Annotated in this window: 10 protein-coding genes; 3 read left to right on the forward strand and 7 right to left on the reverse strand. The window is 69.0% G+C overall.

From position 1 onward, the window contains the following. Positions 1-60 precede the first annotated feature (60 nt). From SFC76_RS05905 to SFC76_RS05915, 3 genes are read right to left on the reverse strand one after another with little or no spacing between them, the layout of a single operon-like run. Positions 61-1227 (reverse strand): efflux RND transporter periplasmic adaptor subunit, encoded by a 1167-nt coding sequence (locus SFC76_RS05905; protein WP_322848534.1) that lies wholly within the window; start codon positions 1225-1227, stop codon positions 61-63. Beyond that, the gene (locus tag SFC76_RS05910; RefSeq protein WP_322848535.1) at positions 1224-2630 is read right to left on the reverse strand and encodes an efflux transporter outer membrane subunit; all 1407 of its coding nucleotides are present in this window, start codon (positions 2628-2630) and stop codon (positions 1224-1226) included. The genes SFC76_RS05905 and SFC76_RS05910 overlap by 4 nt, the downstream gene beginning before the upstream one ends. Further along, positions 2627-3100, reverse strand: a complete 474-nt coding sequence (locus SFC76_RS05915) for a MarR family winged helix-turn-helix transcriptional regulator (RefSeq protein ID WP_322848536.1) — start codon at positions 3098-3100, stop codon at positions 2627-2629. Before SFC76_RS05915 ends, SFC76_RS05910 begins: the two co-directional genes overlap by 4 nt. A gap of 257 nt (positions 3101-3357) precedes the next feature. Between SFC76_RS05915 and SFC76_RS05920 the strand changes: the two genes are divergently transcribed. After that, complete coding sequence (locus SFC76_RS05920) at positions 3358-5844, forward strand: DegT/DnrJ/EryC1/StrS family aminotransferase (protein ID WP_322848537.1); 2487 nt, start codon at positions 3358-3360, stop codon at positions 5842-5844. After that, on the forward strand, positions 5841-6902 hold the full coding sequence (locus tag SFC76_RS05925) for a glycosyltransferase family 2 protein (protein ID WP_322848538.1): 1062 nt from the start codon (positions 5841-5843) through the stop codon (positions 6900-6902). Before SFC76_RS05920 ends, SFC76_RS05925 begins: the two co-directional genes overlap by 4 nt. A gap of 164 nt (positions 6903-7066) precedes the next feature. Here SFC76_RS05925 and mmsB read toward each other — a convergent pair whose 3' ends face one another. From mmsB to SFC76_RS05945, 4 genes are read right to left on the reverse strand one after another with little or no spacing between them, the layout of a single operon-like run. Then, entirely contained in the window at positions 7067-7939 is an 873-nt protein-coding gene (mmsB, locus tag SFC76_RS05930; RefSeq protein WP_322848539.1) for a 3-hydroxyisobutyrate dehydrogenase, read from the reverse strand. Between the two features lie 9 nt (positions 7940-7948). Beyond that, the gene (locus SFC76_RS05935) at positions 7949-9094 is read right to left on the reverse strand and encodes an acyl-CoA dehydrogenase family protein (protein ID WP_322848540.1); all 1146 of its coding nucleotides are present in this window, start codon (positions 9092-9094) and stop codon (positions 7949-7951) included. A gap of 7 nt (positions 9095-9101) precedes the next feature. Then, positions 9102-9596 (reverse strand): hypothetical protein, encoded by a 495-nt coding sequence (locus tag SFC76_RS05940; RefSeq protein WP_322848541.1) that lies wholly within the window; start codon positions 9594-9596, stop codon positions 9102-9104. Between the two features lie 5 nt (positions 9597-9601). Continuing rightward, positions 9602-11131 carry a CoA-acylating methylmalonate-semialdehyde dehydrogenase gene (locus SFC76_RS05945; RefSeq protein ID WP_322848542.1) on the reverse strand — a complete coding sequence of 510 codons (1530 nt, stop codon included), beginning with the start codon at positions 11129-11131 and terminating at the stop codon, positions 9602-9604. 388 nt (positions 11132-11519) lie between these two features. On the opposite strand from SFC76_RS05945, the gene SFC76_RS05950 reads away from it, so the two are divergent. Continuing rightward, positions 11520-13643, forward strand: a complete 2124-nt coding sequence (locus SFC76_RS05950) for a TonB-dependent siderophore receptor (RefSeq protein WP_322848543.1) — start codon at positions 11520-11522, stop codon at positions 13641-13643. Positions 13644-13670 lie beyond the last annotated feature (27 nt).

A 13670-nucleotide genomic window follows, 5' to 3' on the forward strand; every position in this document is an offset into this window, starting at 1 on the left:
GGATATCGGTTCGTCCTCACCCTTCGCCGCAGGCGGCTAGGGGTGAGGACGACGCGGGCGTCAACGATTGGCGGCGATGATCTGGCGGATATGCGCCTCGACCGCGGGATCGCTGCCGTCGCCGGGGCGGCCGGCATAGGCCTGCGCCGCGGGCTTGCCGAGCAGCGCGCCCTGACGGTTGGCGGTATCCACCGTCGTGTTGACCGACAGGCCGACGCGCAGCGGATTGCGGGTCAGCTCGCGCGGATCGAGGCCGATGCGCACCGGCACGCGCTGGACGATCTTGATCCAGTTGCCGCTGGCGTTCTGCGGCGGCAGCAATGCGAAGGCGTTGCCCGAGCCGGCGCCGACGCCGATGACATGGCCGTGGAAGACGATGTCGTCGCCATACATGTCGGCGGTGACCGTGGCAGGCTGGCCGATGCGCAGGTCCTTGAGCTGCGTCTCGCGGAAATTGGCGTCGACCCATACCTTGGCCAGCGGCACCACCGCCATCAGCGGCGTACCGGCGGCGACCTGCTGGCCGATCTGCACGGTGCGCTGCGCGACGACGCCGTCGATCGGGGCGACGATGTGCATGTGGCTGCGGGTGATGGCGGCGCGGCGATAGGCGGCGACCGCGGCGAGCACCGCCGGGTTGGTGCTGGTGTTGGTGCCCTGTACGGTCGAGCGCGATTGCGCCTGCTGGCTTTGGGCGAGGTTGAGGTTGGCGCGCGCGACCTTTACCGCGTCGGCGGCATGCGCGAGCTCCTCGCCCGAGATCGCGCCCTGTGCCGCGGCACCCTGGCGACGGGCGTAATCGGCGGTGGCGGCGGACAGCTGCGCCTGCGCCTGGACGACCGCGGCGCCGCTCTCGCTGACCTTGCTGATGTCGGCGCGGGTCGAACGGACCGCACGGGCCAGCTCCGCCTCGGCCGAGGCGAGCGCGACGTCGGCGGTGGCGGGATCGAGGTCGAGCAGCGGCGCGCCGGCCTTCACCGTCTGGGTGTTGTCGGCGTAGATCGCGGTGATCTGGCCGGGATCGCGCGCGGTGATCGCGACGACGTCGCCGGCGACATAGGCGTCGTCGGTCTCCTGTTCGGGCTTGGCGAGCAGGAAGTGGAACACCGCCCAGACGATCAGCGCGATGACGACGAGGACGGCGAGGATCAGGAAGCCGCGACGGCGCGCGCGCGGCTTGCCGCCTGCGCTCGCGGGTTGGGGCGTGGGGGCTTGCGTGTCGGTCATCGGCGGGGTTCCTGGGCGGCGGAGAAGCCGCCGCCGAGCGCCAGCACCAGCGCGACGCGCTGGCGGGCCGCATCGGCGGCGAGATTGGCTTGCGTCAGCTCGGCATCGAGCAGGCGCACGTCGTTGTCGACGAGGTCGAGCTTGCTATCGAGCCCGCTCGACACGCGGATCGCATTGAGGCGGTTGGTCTCGCCGAAGCCGCGGACGACCTCGGCGGTGCGGGCGCGCTGTTCGCCGAGATTGGCGACGAGCGCGATCGCGTCCGCCGCGTCGCGGACCGCGCCGATGACGCGATCGTTGTAATCGGCCGTGGCGAGGTCGAGCGCCGCGGTGGCGCCGGCGAGGTCGGCCTTCAGGCGGCCGTTGTCGAACAGCGGCAGGTGGATCGCGGGACCCGCGCCGGCGGTGCCGGCGTCGAGGCTGACCAGATTGCCGAGCCCGATCGCCTGGAAGCCGGCGAGCGCGGTGAGGTTGACGTTGGGATAGAAGGCGCGGCGCGCGACCTGGCGACCGGCGGCGGCGGCCTCGATCCGCGCCTGCGCCGCGGCGATGTCCGGGCGGCGGGCGAGGAGGTCGGCGGGGACCTGCGCGGGCAGCGGCAGGACGGCGTCGAGACGCAGCGTCGCCGGGCGGATCGCCGCGGCGTAATCGGGGCCGCGACCGGCGAGCGCGGCGAGCGCATTGGTCGCGAGCGCGCGCGCGCCGTCGGCGCGGACCAAGGCGGTCTGCGCCTGTGCCAGCAACGTCTGCGCGGCGGTCGCCTGCAGGTTGCTGGCGAGGCGATTGCGGATGCGGATGTTGACGAGGCGCAGCGAGTCCTGTCGCGTCGCGATGGTGCGCCGCGCGATCTTCGCCTCCGCCTCGGCACGGGCGAGGTCGATATAGGTCTGTGCGACCGAGCCGGCGATCGCGAGGCGCGCGGCGGCGAGGTCGAGCGCGGCGGCGCGGGCGGAGGCGCGGGCGCCCTCGATCGCGGCCTTCTGCCGGCCGAACAGGTCGAGGTTCCAGGTGAGGTTGGCCTGGGTCTGTCCGACGAAGCGGACCGAGCCGCCGTAGGGCGGCGGGATGATGTAGCGGCCGGACAGGCGCTGGAGCTGCTCGTTGGCGTCGAGCGTCACGTCGGGGCCGGTGTCGGCGCGGCGACTCGACAGGACCGCCTGCGCCTGGGCGATGCGGGCGAGCGCGGCGGCGAGCGTCGGGTTGCCGCCGGTCGCGTCGGCGACGATCCGGTCGAGCTGCGGGTCGCCGAAGCCGGTCCACCAATCGTCGGCGACGACCGGGGCCGCAGCGCCGGTGAGGCCGAGCGACGCGGGCGCGACGGGCGCGACCGCGGGCGGGCTGGCGGGAATGGCGCAGCCGCCGAGGAGCAGCAGCGCGGCAGGGGATATATTCGCTATCTTCACGCAAAGACGCCTTCGTCGGGGGCCTGTTGGACGGTGTCGCGGAGCCGTTGGAGGAGGCGGATCAAATCCGTAATATCCTTCTCATTCCAATCGCTTAACCAATGGTTCCAGACGCGGATCACGGCATCGCGGACGGTGCCGGCGATGCCTTCGCCGGCGGGCGTCAGGGTGAGCCGGACGACGCGGCGATCCTCGCCGCCGTCGCGATCGCGCATCACCCAGCCGCGCTCCTCGAGCGTGTCCACCAGCCGGGTGGTCGCACCCTTGTCGTGACAGAGGTCGCGCGCGATCTCGGCGCAGGTCGACGCGCGGTTGAAGTGCAGGGCGGCGAGCGCGCTCCACTGCGTCTTGGTGATACCGGCGGCGACGAAGATCGGTTCGAGCACCGCCGAGCCGAGCTGCTCCGAGCGGCGCAGGAGATAGCCGATCGAGTTTTCCGGATTGAAGTTCGATTCGGAATAATAGGCCATGTCGTTGCCATGGCAATGGTTGCCTAAGCAGTCAATAGAATGTTGCGAAGTGTTTCCCTGCGGGGCGTTTCGGCTGATACGACGCCGTACCCCGGCGGAGGCGGGGGCGAAGTTGGGTGACGGTTTGGAATGACGTACAACGGCCTTCCCAACCGGGCTCCGGCCTTCGCCGGCGTACAGCGGCGGTTTTCCGGATGCTAACCGGTTCTTAGGGGGGATGGCCTACTTCCGCGGTTCGACTGTCAGGACGACATTTCATGGAATATCCGTTGATCGCGCCACGACCGCCGCGGCTGAGCGAGCTTGGCGACGGATTGCGCCGGATCGAGGCGTCGGGCGTGTTCAGCAACAACGGGCCGGAAGTGCGCGCGTTCGAGGCGGAGGCGACCGAGCGGTTGTTCGGCGGCGCCGGCGCCTGCCTAGCGGTCGGCAATGCGACGCTGGGGTTGATCGTCGCCTTGCGGCAGGCGGCGGGCAATCTCGCCGCCGGGATGCAGCTGCGACCGGGGACGCTGGCGCTGATGCCCGCGCTGACCTTTGCGGCGACCGCGCAGGCGGCGTTGTGGGCGGGGCTGACGCCGCTGATCTGCGACATCGAACCCGACGGCTGGACCGCCGATCCGCGGCAGGAGGAGGCATTGCTCGCGCGGTACGGCGCGCGGATCGGCGTCATCGTGCCCTATGCGACGTTCGGCACCGCGATCGACCTCGACCGCTACGCCTGGCTCGCCGACCGCTATCGGGTTGGCGTGGTGATCGATGCGGCGGCGTCGCTCGGCACGCGCGATGCCGACGGGCGCGGGTTCGGCAGCGGGGCGCCGTTCACGCTCGTCTATTCGATGCATGCCACCAAGACCTTCTCGGTCGCGGAGGGCGGGCTGATCCACAGCGGCGACGTCGCCAGGATCGACCAGTTGCGCGGCATGATCAATTTCGGCTTCGAACGGGGGCGCAGCGCGACGCTGCCCGGCATCAACGCCAAATTGCCCGAGGTGATCGCGCTGATGGCCCGCGCCAAGCTCGCCGAGATCGATGCGGTGTGCGACCATCGCGCCGCAATCGACGCCGCTTATCGTGCCGCGCTGCCCGGCTTCGCGATGCAGCGGCCGTCGGGGCAGCGGCAGGCGACGCAGTTCATGCCGGTGCTGCTGCCGCCCGAACTGGCGGCGCAACGCGACGCGATCGTCGCGGCGCTCGCCGCGGACGGCGTCGGCGTCGGTCAATATTTCAGCCCGCATCTCGGCGAGCAGCCGCTGTTCCGCGACACCGCGCTGATCGAGCCGACACCGGTCGCCGACGCGATCGGCGGCCGCATGCTGAGCCTGCCGATCACCGATGCGATGACCCCCGCCGACGCGCCGGTGATCGCCGCGCGAATGGCACGCGCGGTCGCACGGCTGACCGCGGGCAACAGGGAGACGGCGATGCAGGATCTGACGACGGTGGTGATCGGCGGCGGCCCGGCCGGCACCGCGATGCTGACCTCGGCGAGCAAACAGGGCAAATTGGCGCCGCTGGTCGAGGCGGGGTTCGCGATCGTCGAACAGCGCGCGCGGATGGGCGCGGGCGAACTCGGCTCCTATGCGATCCGTTCGGACACCACCGCCGAGACCTTCCTGTCGGCGGTGAAGAACAATCCGCATCCCGAACTCGCCGAACTGGAGCATCACCCCGCGGGGCAGTTGATGGGCCGCTACGTCGCCGAACTCGGCGCGCCGCTGGTCGATACCGCGCCGCTGCTCTCGGCGACCGCGGACCGGCTGCGCGACATCGTCGTGCGGCACGGCGGCGCGGTGCTGACCGGTCATGCCGCGCAGCGCGTGCAGCGCACTTCCGATGGCCGCTGGCAGACGACGGTCAGCGACGGTGCGGGCGTCACGCGCGCATTGGTGTCGCGCAACGTCGTGGTCGCGACCGGCGGGGTGCAGACCGACGAACAGGTCGCAGCCAAGCGCGTTGCCGGCGTCGCGCTCGGCGAGCTGGCAGGCGAACGGCTGATCCGTTCCGACACGGTGCTGCGGCTCGGCGGGGTCGAGCAGGTGCACGAACGGCTGCGCGACATCCCGTCGCCGCGGGTCGCGATCATCGGCGCCTCGACCAGCGCGATCGCCGCGGCGGTGCTGCTGCTCAAGAGCCAGCCGGGCTTCGCCTTCGGCGGGGGGGCGGTGACGCTGCTGCATCGCCAGCCGCTCAAGCCCTTCTATCCCACGATCGCCGCGGCGCATGCCGACGGCTTCCACGATTTCGACGACGACGACATCTGCCCGGTCAGCGGCTTCGTGCTGCGGCTCGCCGGGCTGCGGCTCGAATCGCGCGAGCTGGTGCTGCGCATGCTGTCGCTCGGCGGGCGCACGCCCGATCCGCGCGTCGCCTCGCACCGCATCGCCGGCGACGACGATGCGGCGGCGCGGACGATCATCGCGGAGGCGGATCTGGTGATCGGCGCGCTCGGCTACCGGCCGCGCGCGGTGCCGCTGCTCGGCGTCGACGGCGCGCCGCTGGCGCTGGCGCATCATGCCGGCCGGCCGATGGTTGATCGCCATTGCCGCATCCTCGACGCGCAGGACCGGCCGGTGCCCGGCGCCTATGGCATCGGCCTGTCGGCGGGGTTCGTGCCATGGGGCCGGCTGGGCGGCGAGGCGAGCTTCCGCGGTCAGGCCAACGGCCTGTGGCTATGGCAGAACGACGTCGGCCAGATGATCGTCGACCAGTTGCTCGAGCGGGAGGCACAGGCGGCGGCATGACCGGCGGCTCGCGCGCGCCGATCGTCTCGGTCGTCATCCCCGGCTATAACGGCGAGGCGTTCATCGGCGAGACGCTCGAGTCGCTCGCCGCGCAGACGCTGGCGGACTGGGAGGCGATCGTCGTCGACGACCGGTCGAGCGACGGCACCCGCGAGCTGGTGCGCGGCTGGCGCGATCCGCGCGTGCGGCTGATCGAGAACGACGTCAACGGCGGCCCGGTGCGGACGCGCAACCGCGGCGTCGCCGCGGCGCGCGGGCGGTTCGTCGCCGGGCTCGACCAGGACGACCTCTGCCTGCCCGAGCGGCTGGCGCGGCAGGTCGCCTATCTCGACGCGCATCCCGACGTGGTGCTGGTCGGCACGCAGGCGGAGCAGTTGCGCGACGGCAAGGTCTCGGCAATGCATTATGCGCCGCACACCACGCCCGAGCTGATCGCCTGGCTGAGCTGGATCGAGAATCCGCTGGTCTGGTCGACGGTGATGGTGCGTGCCGAGGTGGCGCGGACGCTCGATCCGTTCACCCGGCCCGAGATCCTCTATGCCGAGGATTTCGACCTCTATCACCGCGTCGGCGCGTTCGGGCGGATCGCGCGGATCGACGTGCCGCTGCTGCGCTATCGCCAGCATGCCGGCGGCGCCTCGAAACGGTTCACCGACACGATGCGCGATTCGGCGATGCGGGTGCTGGCGGAGCGGCATGCCGGGGTGCTCGGCGTCGAGGAGGCGGCGACGATGGCGCGGCTGCTGGTGCTGCACAATATGGGCGGCGTGCCGGTGCCCGACCGCGCGACGCTACAGCGGCTCGGGGCGGGAATCGCGACGTTGCAGGCGGCGTTCCTCGCGCAGGAGCGACCCGATGCGGAGAGTCGCAAGCTGATCCGCTGGGAAACGGCGCGGCGCTGGGCGCGGATCGGGCGCGCGGGGTTGCGCTCGGGCTCGGTGCGGCTGCGCGACGTGCTGGCGGCGCGGCCGGCGCACCTCGGCCTCGGCTATGCGGGGGTCGAGACGTTGCTGTGGTCCGCCGCGGTGGGCGCGGTGCGGCGGCGGCAGGCGGGGTGAGGGGGAAGTGCAGAGGCACCTCCCTCTTTCGTCATCCCGGCGCAGGCCGGGACCCATGGTCGCGGTGTAGCCGATGGCGCGCGCTGCCATCCGCCGCGCGTGTCCATGGGTCCCGGCTTTCGCCGGGATGACGATAGGGGCGGGGGGCCGCCGCCCCTCGCGTATCACAGCGTGCGGATGATCCCCGAGAAGTCCGTCCCGCCGTTGCCCGCCGCGACGAACGCCTCGTACACCTGCGTCGCATGCGCGCCCAACGGCGTCGTCGCGCCGGCGCCTTCGGCGGCCTGCATCGCGAGGCGCAGATCCTTGAGCATCAGCGCAGCGGCGAAACCGCCCTGATAATCGTGATCCGCGGGCGTCTCCGGGCCGACGCCGGGGACGGGGCAATAGCTCGTCATCGACCAGCTCTGGCCCGAGCTGACCGACGAGATGTCGTAGAAGGTCTGCGCATCGAGCCCCAGCCGTTCGGCGAGCTTGAACGCCTCGCAGGTCGCGATCATCGTCGCGCCGAGCAGCATGTTGTTGGCCATCTTGGCGGCCTGTCCGGCGCCGCTCGCCCCGGCGTGGATCACCGCCTTGCCCATGTCGGCGAGGAAGGGGCGCGCGCGGTCGAACGCGTCCTGCGCGCCGCCGACCATGAAGGTGAGCGTGCCGGCGTTCGCCGCGCCGATCCCGCCCGACACCGGCGCGTCGACCGCGGCGAGGCCCTTGGCGCCTGCGGTCTCGGCGACGCGGCGCGCGGTGGCGACGTCGATCGTCGAGCAATCGATCAGGATCGCCGAGGGTTCGGCCCGGCCGAACACCGCATCGGCATAGACGCTTTCGACGTGGCTGCCGGCGGGGAGCATGGTGACGATCGCCTCGGCGTCGACGACCGCCTCGGCGGCGGTGGCGACTGGCAGGCAGCCCGCACCCTGCGCCTTGTCGAGCGCCGCGGCGCTGAGATCGAAGGCGCGGACGTCGTGGCCGTGCTTCGCGAGGTTGGCGGCCATGCCGCCGCCCATGTTGCCGAGGCCGATGAAGGCGACGCGTGCCATGTCTCTCTCCTATTGCCGGATCAGGTCGCGGCCGACGATCATCCGCATCACCTGGTTGGTGCCCTCCAGGATCGAATGGACGCGCAGGTCGCGCCAGAAGCGCTCGATCGGATAGTCCATCAGATAGCCGTAGCCGCCGTGCAACTGCAGCGCGCGGTCGACGACGCTGCTGCCGGTATCGGTGGCGAGCCGCTTGGCCATCGCCGCGAAGCGCGTCTTGTCGGGGGCGTTTGCCGTCACCTTCGCCGCCGCCATGTAGAGCAAGGCGCGCGCCGCCTCCAGCTCGGTCGCCATGTCGGCGAGGGTGAATTGGGTGTTCTGGAAATCGGCGATCGCCGTGCCGAACTGCTTGCGATCCTTGGTATAGCGGATCGCCTCGTCGAGGCAGCGCTGCGCGCCGCCGAGGCTGCACGCGCCGATGTTGAGCCGGCCGCCGTCGAGCCCCATCATCGCGATGCGGAAGCCCTCGCCCTCGGCGCCGACGAGATTCTCGGCCGGCACGCGCACATTGTCGAACGTCACCTGCCGCGTCGGCTGCGAATGCCAGCCGAGCTTGCGCTCGTTGGCGCCGAACGAGACGCCGGGCATGTCCTTCTCGATGACCAGCGCCGAAATGCCCTTGGGCCCCTCCTCGCCGGTGCGGACCATCGTGACATAGACCTCGTTCTCACCGGCGCCGGAGATGAACTGTTTCGAGCCGGTGACGACGTAATAATCGCCGTCCCGGACCGCCTTGGTCTTCAGGGCGGCGGCGTCGCTGCCCGAGCCGGGTTCGGTGAGGCAATAGCTGCCGAGCCGGTCCATCGAGACGAGGCTGGGGAGATATTTGTCCTTCACCGTCTGCGACCCGAAGCGGTCGATCATCCAGCTCGCCATATTGTGGATCGAGATGAACGCGCTGGTCGAGGGGCAGCCATAGGCCATCGCCTCCATGATCAGCGCCGCCTCGAGCCGGCCGAGCGCAATGCCGCCGCTCTCCTCCGACACGTAGATCGCGGCGAAGCCCAGTTCGGCCGCCGCCTTGATCGTGTCGCGCGGGAAGATGTGCTTCTCGTCCCATTCCGCCGCATGGGGCGTGATCCGGTCGGCGGTGAAGCGGCGCGCGAGGTCCTGGATCTCGCGCTGGTCGTCGGTCAAGTCGAACTGGTTTTCCATGATATCCTCAGGCCGGGCAGCGGCTGTAGCGGAACGAGCCGGCGCGATTGGCATCGCCCTTGGCCTCGCGCACCAGCGTCTTGCCGTCGTCGAGCAGGGTGAGCGTGGTGGGTTCGGACCAGGTCATGCCCTCGCCGCTCATCGGCAGGTCGAAGGCGATCTGGGCCGGGCGGATCTGGCGGATCGTGCCCGCGGTGCCGCGCGATTCGAAGAAGGACAGGCGGTTGCCGGCGATGGTCAGCGCGCCCTTGTCGGCGCCGCTCGATGCGTCGCAGTCCCCGGAGACCATGCCCCAATGGCCCTGGAAGCCGCTGGGAATCGCGGCGATCGGCGAGGGGCTGACCGCGGGTATCGGCACCACGCTGTTCTGCGGATCGTCGGTGAGGTTGGTCGGCGTCGGCTCAACCGCGGCGCTGCCGCCGGACGATTCGTTGTTGGCCGATTCGCCGCCCGAACAGGCGGCGAGACCGAGCGCGGCGGCGAGGAGGATCGTGCAGCGCATGTCGGTCAGCCCATCGTCGGGATGACGAAGGCATCCTGGATGCGGCTCGGGCCGCCATCCTCGCTGCCGCCGGGGAGCGCCGAGCCATCGGGCCAGCGCTGCGTCACCGTCTTGACCTTGGTCCAGAATTTGACGCCTTCCATGCCGTGCTGGTTGGTGTCGCCGAACGCGCTGCGCTTCCAGCCGCCGAAGCTGTGATAGGCGACCGGCACCGGGATCGGCACGTTGATCCCGACCATGCCGACATTGACCCGCGCCGCGAACTCACGTGCGGCATGGCCGTTGCGGGTGAAGATCGCGACGCCGTTGCCATATTGATGCTCGCTCGGCAGCCGCACCGCGGTGTCGAAATCGGGCGCGCGGACGATCTGGAGGACGGGGCCGAAGATCTCCTCCTTGTATGCCGACATCCCGGGCGTGACGTGGTCGAACAAGGTCGGGCCGACGAAGAAGCCGTTCTCATGCCCCTGCAGCGTGAAGCCGCGGCCGTCGACGACCAGCTCGGCGCCCTCGTCGACGCCGGTCTGGATCCAGTTTTCGACGCGCTGCTTGTGCGCGGCGTTGACCACCGGACCGTAATGCGCCTGCGCATCGGTCGACACGCCGACGCGCAGCGCGGCGATCGCCGGGATCAGTTTCTCGCGCAGCGCATCGGCGGTCTTGTCGCCGACCGGCACCACCACGGGCAGCGCCATGCAGCGCTCGCCCGCCGAGCCGAACGCCGCGCCCGACAGATCGGCGACGACCTGGTCGAGATCGGCGTCGGGCATGACGATGCCGTGGTTCTTGGCGCCGCCCATCGCCTGCACGCGCTTGCCCGCCTCGACGCCGCGGCGGTAGACGTAATGCGCGATGTCGCTCGACCCGACGAAGCTCACCGCCGCGATTCCGGGGTGATCGAGGATCGCGTCGACCATCGTCTTGTCGCCGTGGACGACCTGCAGGATGCCCTCGGGCGCGCCCGCCTCCAGCATCAGCTCGGCGAGCCGCACCGGCACCGAAGGATCGCGCTCGGACGGCTTGAGCAGGAAGGCGTTGCCGGTGGCGATGGCGACGCCGAACATCCACATGGGGATCATCGCCGGGAAGTTGAACGGGGTGATCCCCGCGCCGATCCCTACGGGCAAGCGCATCGAATAGACGTCGATGCCGGGGCCGGCGCCCTGGGTGAATTCGCCCTTTAGGATGTGCGGGATGCCGCAGCAGAATTCGATCACCTCCAGCCCGCGCTGGATGTCGCCCTTCGAATCGGCGATCACCTTGCCATGTTCGGAGGAGAGCAGATGCGCGAGCGCGTCCATGTTCGCCTCGACCAGTTCCTTGAAGCGGAACATGACGCGGGCGCGGCGCTGCGGATTGGTGGCGGCCCAGCCGGGCTGCGCGGCTTGTGCCGCCGCGACGGCGCGATCGAGATCGGCCGCGGTGCCGAGCGGCACGCGCGCCTGGATCTCACCGCTGTTGGGATCGAACACGTCGCCGAAGCGCGTGGCATCACCGCCGGCCGATCCGACGATGAGATGATCGATAATACGCATCCTCGCTCCTTCGTGCCGCTTTGGTCGGCTTTGGAGCTTCCGTCGCAGGGTCCGGCCCGCGGTGCAAGAGGGGGCGGGTAATCGGTGGGGAAGGCTGACGTTTTTGTGGGGAGGATGTTGGCCGTAATCGGCTGGGGAACACCGACCCTGCCGGCGCGCCCGCAAACGGAATTCCGGCCTCGCACCGCGACAGCGTGTGCGCAAGCAACAGCAGAAAAACACTTTTTCAGGGTCTTACCATGCATGTAATCTGATGTTTAGATCAGCCTATAAAAAGTAATGGTATAGATCAGAGGTGGCATAGTTAGGCAGGTTAAATCCTAGTCGACTGGTGTATGTAGCCGTGATTCCTAACAAGTGGGCATTTGTACTTTATATTTCGATTGCAATGGCTTCGCCGGCCGGCGCGGAGCAGGTCGAGAAAAAGACATCCGATCGCAAATCGAAGGTGGGGGCAAATGCGGATGCCGATGCATCCCGCGCCGCCGCGGCGACGGGCGAGGACAATGCGGCGCCACAGACCATCGTCGTTACCGGGACGGCACGTCGCGATACGGTGACGGGGGGAGCCTTGGGCGTGCGGTCCGACCTCGACACGCCATTCTCCGCACGCGTGGTAACCGCGGACGAGATCGAGGAACGTCAGGTCCGGTCGCTGGCGCGGGTATTCAGTCAGGATGCTTCGGTGGTCGCCAACGGCGACACCTATACCTTCAACAGCTATTCCCAGACGATCCGCGGCATCCCGCTCGACGATCTCTACGGCTACCGGATCAACGGCGACCCGTTTTACATGACGACGGTGGAGCTGCCCCTCGAATCGTTCGAGGCCGTGCAGTTGCTGAAGGGCGCGTCCGGCTTTCTCTATGGCTTCAATGCGCCGGGGGGGCTGATCAACTATCAGACGAAACGACCCACGCCGGACACTTTCGTCACCGCCGACCTGGGGTATTCGTCCAACACGGTCTTGCTGCAACATATCGACACGGGCGGTCCCGTCGCCGCGGGTCTGGGCTATCGTCTCAACCTGACGCACGAAGCGGGCGGCACCTACAGCGGGTCGCACGTCCTGCGCTATTCGGGTTCGCTCGGTCTCGACGCGCAACTGACCGACACGCTGCTGTGGACCGGCGACCTGATCTATCAGGATCGCCGCATAAAGGGTGGAACGCAGGACTTCTTCATCGACGATCCCGTCGCTTATGGCGCGAACGCCCTGCCGCGGCCGATCAGCGGCACCACCAATCTCGCCGCCTATCCCGACCTGTTCTTCAACAGCCACGTCTTCTACGGCGCCACCGGTCTGCGCTGGACCGCCGGCCCGCATTGGACGGTCAAGGCCGACTACAGCAACAGCCTGGACTGGCGGACCTACAAGGCGGAATGGATGCCGCTGATCAACCGCGATGGCGACTATGGGGTGAAGCTGAACACCAATCCCCGGTCGTGGTCGCGCTACAATCAGGCACAGGTCACGCTCGAAGGGCATTTCACGACCGGACCGCTCGCCCATCAGCTGACGCTCGGCGCGACATGGCAGGACCTCAAGCGCTATCTGCCTCGCGATCGGCTGAACACGGTCATCGGGTCGCAAAACCTGTATCGACCGGTAACACCGGTGAACTATCCCAGCGCGTTCACCGATGCGATCTACCGCAGCTATCATTCGGTGCAGGAAGGCGCGTTCGCAAGCGACACGATCAGCCTCGGCGGCGTGTCGGTGATCGGCGGCCTGCGGGTGACGCGCTATGTCGAGCATCAATACAGCAAACAGGGCATTGTCAAAACCTATGCCAAGTCACCGGTGACGCCCGTCGCGGCGGTGCTGTATCATCCGTTGCCGGACGCCACCGTCTACGTCAGCTACGTTCAGGCGCTCGAAAGCGGGATAACGGTCCCCGACAGCTTCGCGAATGCCCGCGAGACACTGCCGCCGGTGATGTCCGACCAGATCGAGGTGGGTGCCAAGGTCGAACGGCCGGCGTGGTTCTTTTCGACGGCTCTGTATCGCATCGAACGGGGCGCCCAATACGCCAATGCCGCCAACGTCTACGTGTCCGACGGTACGCAACGCTATCAGGGTGTCGAAGCCAATTGGCGCGTCGCACTGCCGCTCGATCTATCCGTCGCCAATAGCGTCGCGATCGAGGAGGCGACCTACCGGAAGTCGGAACAGGATCTGCAAGGGCGACAGGTCGAGGGCGTGCCGCGCTTCAAGGACACCGTGCAGGTGACCGAGCGGCCATCGCGCCTGCCCGGTTTCAGCACCACCGCCGAACTATCCCACACGGCCAGACTGTGGGGCAATGCGGTCAACACTTTCCGCGTACCGTCGACGACGTTGGTCAATCTGCGCGCCAGCTATGACATCGGGTCCACCCCCCATGCCCTGACGCTTCGTGCCGAAGTCGACAACGTCGCGAACCTCCACCATTGGGGGTATCTCGGCTCGGGCTATGTATTCGTCGGCGAGCCACGGACGGTCAGGCTGAACGCCAGCATCAAGCTTTGAGAGCGACGGGATCGGAGGCGTACCCCC

This window comes from Sphingomonas sp. CD22 (genome assembly GCF_034556155.1).
GTDB lineage: Bacteria > Pseudomonadota > Alphaproteobacteria > Sphingomonadales > Sphingomonadaceae > Sphingomonas.

Coding starts and splice junctions, on each gene's coding strand:
- SFC76_RS05905 (WP_322848534.1), bottom strand. CDS start 1,227: ATGACCGACACGCAAGCCCCCACGCCCCAACCCGCGAGCGCAGGCGGC.
- SFC76_RS05915 (WP_322848536.1), bottom strand. CDS start 3,100: ATGGCCTATTATTCCGAATCGAACTTCAATCCGGAAAACTCGATCGGC.
- SFC76_RS05920 (WP_322848537.1), top strand. CDS start 3,358: ATGGAATATCCGTTGATCGCGCCACGACCGCCGCGGCTGAGCGAGCTT.
- SFC76_RS05925 (WP_322848538.1), top strand. CDS start 5,841: ATGACCGGCGGCTCGCGCGCGCCGATCGTCTCGGTCGTCATCCCCGGC.
- mmsB (WP_322848539.1), bottom strand. CDS start 7,939: ATGGCACGCGTCGCCTTCATCGGCCTCGGCAACATGGGCGGCGGCATG.
- SFC76_RS05935 (WP_322848540.1), bottom strand. CDS start 9,094: ATGGAAAACCAGTTCGACTTGACCGACGACCAGCGCGAGATCCAGGAC.
- SFC76_RS05940 (WP_322848541.1), bottom strand. CDS start 9,596: ATGCGCTGCACGATCCTCCTCGCCGCCGCGCTCGGTCTCGCCGCCTGT.
- SFC76_RS05945 (WP_322848542.1), bottom strand. CDS start 11,131: ATGCGTATTATCGATCATCTCATCGTCGGATCGGCCGGCGGTGATGCC.
- SFC76_RS05950 (WP_322848543.1), top strand. CDS start 11,520: ATGGCTTCGCCGGCCGGCGCGGAGCAGGTCGAGAAAAAGACATCCGAT.